The 5,275-nt window shown below is 65.9% G+C and carries 5 protein-coding genes; 2 read left to right on the forward strand and 3 right to left on the reverse strand.

Annotated elements, in window-relative coordinates; all coding sequences use genetic code 11:
- The 3 genes from ABCS02_RS34520 to ABCS02_RS34530 all read right to left on the reverse strand — a co-directional run.
- Positions 1–868: VOC family protein (locus ABCS02_RS34520; RefSeq protein WP_345840246.1), on the reverse strand; the 868-nt coding region annotated here is incomplete at its 3' end.
- Positions 869–975: 107 nt separating this feature from the next.
- On the reverse strand, positions 976–1,908 hold the full coding sequence (locus ABCS02_RS34525) for a PDR/VanB family oxidoreductase (RefSeq protein ID WP_345840247.1): 933 nt from the start codon (positions 1,906–1,908) through the stop codon (positions 976–978).
- A 12-nt stretch (positions 1,909–1,920) separates the two neighbouring features.
- Positions 1,921–3,252 (reverse strand): Rieske 2Fe-2S domain-containing protein, encoded by a 1,332-nt coding sequence (locus ABCS02_RS34530; protein WP_345840248.1) that lies wholly within the window; start codon positions 3,250–3,252, stop codon positions 1,921–1,923.
- 251 nt (positions 3,253–3,503) lie between these two features.
- Here ABCS02_RS34530 and ABCS02_RS34535 point away from each other — a divergent pair, with 251 nt between their 5' ends.
- Entirely contained in the window at positions 3,504–4,286 is a 783-nt protein-coding gene (locus ABCS02_RS34535; RefSeq protein WP_345840249.1) for an IclR family transcriptional regulator, read from the forward strand.
- 121 nt (positions 4,287–4,407) lie between these two features.
- Positions 4,408–5,275 (forward strand): VOC family protein (locus tag ABCS02_RS34540; protein ID WP_345840246.1); only part of this gene is annotated, 868 nt, incomplete at its 3' end.

The following is a 5,275-nucleotide window of genomic DNA, read 5'->3' on the forward strand; positions in this document are numbered from 1 at the left end:
TTTCGTGGGCTTTTTGGCGTGCGTGGCCCCAGATCTGTTGGTTTCCGGGTCCGTAGGACGCGGTGGTCCAGGTCTCGTCGTCGATGATCCGGCCGCCCCACCCGTATTCGATCTCGAACCCGGAGGGCGAGTTCACGTAGAACGAGGTCATCAGATCGTTGGCGTGCTTGCCCAGCTCGCCCGTGATCGGCATCCCGTTCTTCTTCGCCTCGTCCATCGCGATCCCGACATCTTCCAGAGCACGACACTCCAACATGATGTGGTTCAACAGCTTCGGGCTCTTCAACCCCGCGATCGCCAACGAATGATGCCTCGGATTGCAGTGCAGGAAACAAGACCGCACCTGCTCGTTCCGCATGTAATCACTGACCCGGAAACCCAACACGTTCGTGTAGAAGTCCAACACCTCCGTGTACGGCTCCACCAGCATCACCACATGCCCCGCACCGAAATCCCCGGTCACGAAACCCTGATGCCCCCGCTGCAACCGCACCGGACCCTGCGCCGCGAGCGGCGCCGTGTACACCACACCCCGCACCCCCGCCGGATCCTCGAACACGAGAAACTCATCCGGCGCCAACAACGACGCCGTATCGAACTCCCCCTCCAACAAAGGGATCCCCCGCTCCACGAACCGGTCCCGGATCCCGGCCAGCTCCACACTGTCCGCGACCTCCCACCCGATCTCCCGAATATCGTCCTCACCCGTCGGACGGATCAGATACCGCAACCGCCGATCATCCATCCGCAGCAACAGATCCCCACCCACCTCACCGGCGAACGACGCCTCCACCGCAAGAAACTTCTCCGCGAAATCACGCCACGCCACCGTGTCAGAAGCACCGATCGACACATAACCCAACTGCATAACCGCCGCCTTCCTCCCTCGACAATGGGGAACGATCCCTAGATTCTCCGGTTCTCACGACGCGCCCAAGGGCTCGTCCCATGGGACGGAACGCTCGTTCGATCGACTCAGAGGTCGAGAACGAGGCGTGGCGACCGGGAACGTCCGACGCAGATCAGCATGCCGTTCCCCTCGCATTCGATGAGGCCGCGGTGCTCGGGCTCCCCCTCCAGCACGCCGGTCTCGCAGGTTCCGCAGAAGCCCTCCTCGCACGACCACGGGTGGTCCGGGCGCACCGTCAGCACGACGTCGAGGATCGACACGTCCGGCGGCACCTCCAACACCTCACCTGTGCTGTGCAGCTCGATGAGGAAGGAGCCGTCCGCGGACACGTCCTGCACGACGCCCTCGGCGGAGAACCGCTCCGAGCGGAAGGCACGATGGTTCTGCCTGGTCGCCTCCTCCACCGCCATGATCAGACCGTTCGGACCGCAGCAGTACACAATCGCCTCGGGCGCCGAGGCGGGGACGATGGAAGCGATGTCCATCATCCCGGCCTCGTCCTCCGGAACGAGCGTCACGCGGTCCGTCCCGAACTCGGCGACGATCTCGTCCGCGTAGGCCATGTGCCCGCGGGACCGCGCGCCGTAGTGCAGAGTCCAGGGAACCCCCCGGCGGTCCGCCTCCCGCACCATCGGGATCAGCGGAGTCACGCCGATCCCGCCGGCGATGAAGCAGTACGCCCGGGCCTCCTCCAGAGCGAAGTTGTTCCGGATCGCCTCCACCGGCAGTTCGAGCCCTTCCCGAGCGATCTCGTGGAGCTCCTGAGAGCCGCCTCGTCCGTTCTCCTCCCGAAGCACCGCGATCGTGCAGGAGGCACGGTCGGCGGACATCTCGACGATCGAGTACTGACGTCGCAGTCCGGACGGAAGGGTCAGCTCGATGTGCGCGCCGGGCGCGCACTCCGGAAGCGGAACTCCCTCCGCGGACTCCAACGTCAGCTCGATCACCGAGTCGGTCAGGGAACGGACGCTCTTCGTCCGCACGGTATTCAGGGCCACGGGATCCTCTGGCTAGTGCACGTACTTGATCACGGACGGTTCGGGGTCGTCCGGGCGCGGAGCGAGATCGCCCCGCTGAACGAACCCGCGAGCCTCCCGGGAGACGAACTGCCGCCACTGCGTGATCACGAAGTCCGGCAGGTAGAGGTGCTCGTTCTGCCAGAAGTCTTCGTGGTCGTAGCCGTGAGCGATCTGCTCCCGAGCGAACGCGTCGAAGTTGTTGAAGCCGATCAGGTCGGGATCCTTCGACCAGACGAGGTCGGCCCACCGGTTCTTGTATTCCTCCAGGTACTTCGCCTCCTCCTCGTCGCTGTGGACGATCTCCGACGCCAGGATCGTGTACATGTGGTGGTGCTCGTCGACCGGCACGTACCACTCGTATCCGACCTGGTGACCGTCGGGGAAGCTCGCGAGGACGAACATGCCCGGGAGGTAGACGCCGAGATCGTCGAAGAGCTTCTCCGGCGTGTCCGAGAAGCTCTCCAGCGCCTCGCCGAGCTGGGCTGCGGCCTGCGTGTCGGAGGGCAGCCGGGCTGCGCTGATCGTGTTCCCCTCGATCTCCACGGTCCACACGTTCTCGTACGAGGTGTGTCCGGTGTCCATCTTGGCGGCGTGCCCGGGCGTCGTGTCGGTCGTCACCCCGCGGGTGTCCCGCGGGAAGAACCCGAGCGGGTTGGGCAGCGGACCCTGGCGGACCAGCTCCGCGTCGCGGTGGCCCCACACGTGGCCGGCGTCGATGCCGTTCTCCATGCCCAGGCGCCAGTCGGACGGGATCTTCACCCGGGCGACGGGGAAGAACGCCCGCCGCTCCTCGCCGGACAGCGCGCGCTGCAGCACCGGGGGAAGATCCTCCTCGAACGGCCGGTCCTCGTCGCCGATGAAGACCCACACCATGCTGAACGCCTCGCGGACCTTGAACGTGGGGATCTTCAGCTTGCCGATCAGGTTCGAGCCCGGGTGGGACCCGACCTGGACCAGCTCGCCGTTGCGCACGTCATAGGTGAACCCGTGATACCAGCACGTGAGGGTGTTGTCGCTGAGGCATTCGGGACGCACGGAGAACGCGACACCGCGATGCGCGCACCGGTCGCGGACCGCGTACACCTCGCCCTTTACGCGCTTGAAGATCATCCGCTCGCCGCAGACCTCCTCCGCGAGCGTGCCGCCCTCCTCGAGCTCCTGGGAGAAGAAGGCCGGATACCAATAGTTGTTGAGCCCGAGGGCGGCCTCATTGAGGTACGCCTGCCAGGGCCGCGCACGTGGCACGGGCGCGCTTTTGGCCGGCGGATTCTTCGTCTCGGGGACGCTCGTTCCGGACGGCGTCCCACTCTCTGTCATCGTCATCGACAACCCCTTCCACGAACTTGCACAACCTGGGTTGCGACGACTCTGCGACTGCCGATCCGGCGGGACAAGGGCCCGTTCCAGAATCTGGAACGGCCGCTGTCCTACGGTGTGGAACGGCGTCCCGTGGCGTGCGGGATTCGGGCTGGCGCGGCCCGGAGCACGTGGGTAATCTCCAAGACAAGCGCGAGCGTCTGGCCAACGGAGGCCAGCCACGCGACCGGATTCCGGAGGTTCCCGTGGACAGGGGCGTGGTGCGATCCGCCGTTCCCGAGACGTCGGGTTCGGACGGACTCTCGGGGGAATCCCTCACCTCCCTCGACAAGGCTCTGGCGCTCCTGACGTCGTTCGACGCCTCGCGCCGGCCGCTGGGCGTGACGGAGCTGGCGCGGCGGGCGGGCATCCCGAAATCGACGGCGCACCGGCTGCTGGCCGTCCTCCTGCACTGGGATCTGGTGGTGCGCGAGGGGACGATGTACGTTCCCGGACCCAAGCTCATGGAGCTCGCCTCGCAGGGACGCGACCGCCAGTTCCGCGATCTCGCGCTGCCGCATCTCCAGAATCTGTACGACATCACGCGGGCGACCGTCTGCCTCGCGATCCTGCGTCAGCAGGACGTCCTCTACCTCGAGAAGATCGTGGGCTACGGCTCGGTGATGACCCCGGGACGGGTCGGTGCGCGCACGCGGGCGCTGAGCTCCCCGCTCGGCATGGTCATGCTCGCCCACCGCGATCTCGTCGGCTACCGGGACGCGATCCCGCGGCTGCCGGACGTCGCGCAAGGAGCGGGCATCGACCTCGGCGCGCTGCGGTTGCAGCTCGAACGCATCCGGCGGGACGGGGTCGCGTACGGGGATCCGGTCTCCGGCATCGCCAGCATCGCGGCGCCGGTGATCAGCCCGACCCTGGGGCTGCTCGGGGCGGTGTCGCTCAGCGGTTCGCCGCAGCGGTTCGTGCCCTCGCAGGTCGTTCTCCAGCTGCGCACCGCGACCGTGCGCATCGCCCGATCGTTCACGGCGGCGTTCCTGGACTGAGTCCCCGGGGGCGTCGGATTCCGGATAGGACGGGCGTTCCGACATACGGCACCGGGCCTTGGCGGACCGTGAGAGCCCGTCGATTCTGGGGGGACATTCCGCATCGTCGAGGAGGACGGTTATGCAGTTGGGTTATGTGTCGATCGGTGCTTCTGACACGGTGGCGTGGCGTGATTTCGCGGAGAAGTTTCTTGCGGTGGAGGCGTCGTTCGCCGGTGAGGTGGGTGGGGATCTGTTGCTGCGGATGGATGATCGGCGGTTGCGGTATCTGATCCGTCCGACGGGTGAGGACGATATTCGGGAGATCGGGTGGGAGGTCGCGGACAGTGTGGAGCTGGCCGGGATCCGGGACCGGTTCGTGGAGCGGGGGATCCCTTTGTTGGAGGGGGAGTTCGATACGGCGTCGTTGTTGGCGCCGGATGAGTTTCTCGTGTTCGAGGATCCGGCGGGGGTGCGGGGTGTGGTGTACACGGCGCCGCTCGCGGCGCAGGGTCCGGTGCGGTTGCAGCGGGGGCATCAGGGTTTCGTGACCGGGGATTTCGGTGCGGGGCATGTGGTGATGCTGGTGGAGCCGTACACGGAGGTGTTGGACTTCTACACGAACGTGTTGGGTTTCCGGGTCAGTGATTACATGCGGAACGAGCAGGTGCGGTCTTGTTTCCTGCACTGCAATCCGAGGCATCATTCGTTGGCGATCGCGGGGTTGAAGAGCCCGAAGCTGTTGAACCACATCATGTTGGAGTGTCGTGCTCTGGAAGATGTCGGGATCGCGATGGACGAGGCGAAGAAGAACGGGATGCCGATCACGGGCGAGCTGGGCAAGCACGCCAACGATCTGATGACCTCGTTCTACGTGAACTCGCCCTCCGGGTTCGAGATCGAATACGGGTGGGGCGGCCGGATCATCGACGACGAGACCTGGACCACCGCGTCCTACGGACCCGGAAACCAACAGATCTGGGGCCACGCACGCCAAAAAGCCCACGAAA

This window comes from Microbacterium sp. X-17, from assembly GCF_039615055.1.

What these genes read in the sequence shown, in the direction of transcription:
- ABCS02_RS34530 (WP_345840248.1), bottom strand. Translation starts at nt 3,252, where the DNA reads ATGACGATGACAGAGAGTGGGACGCCGTCCGGAACGAGCGTCCCCGAG.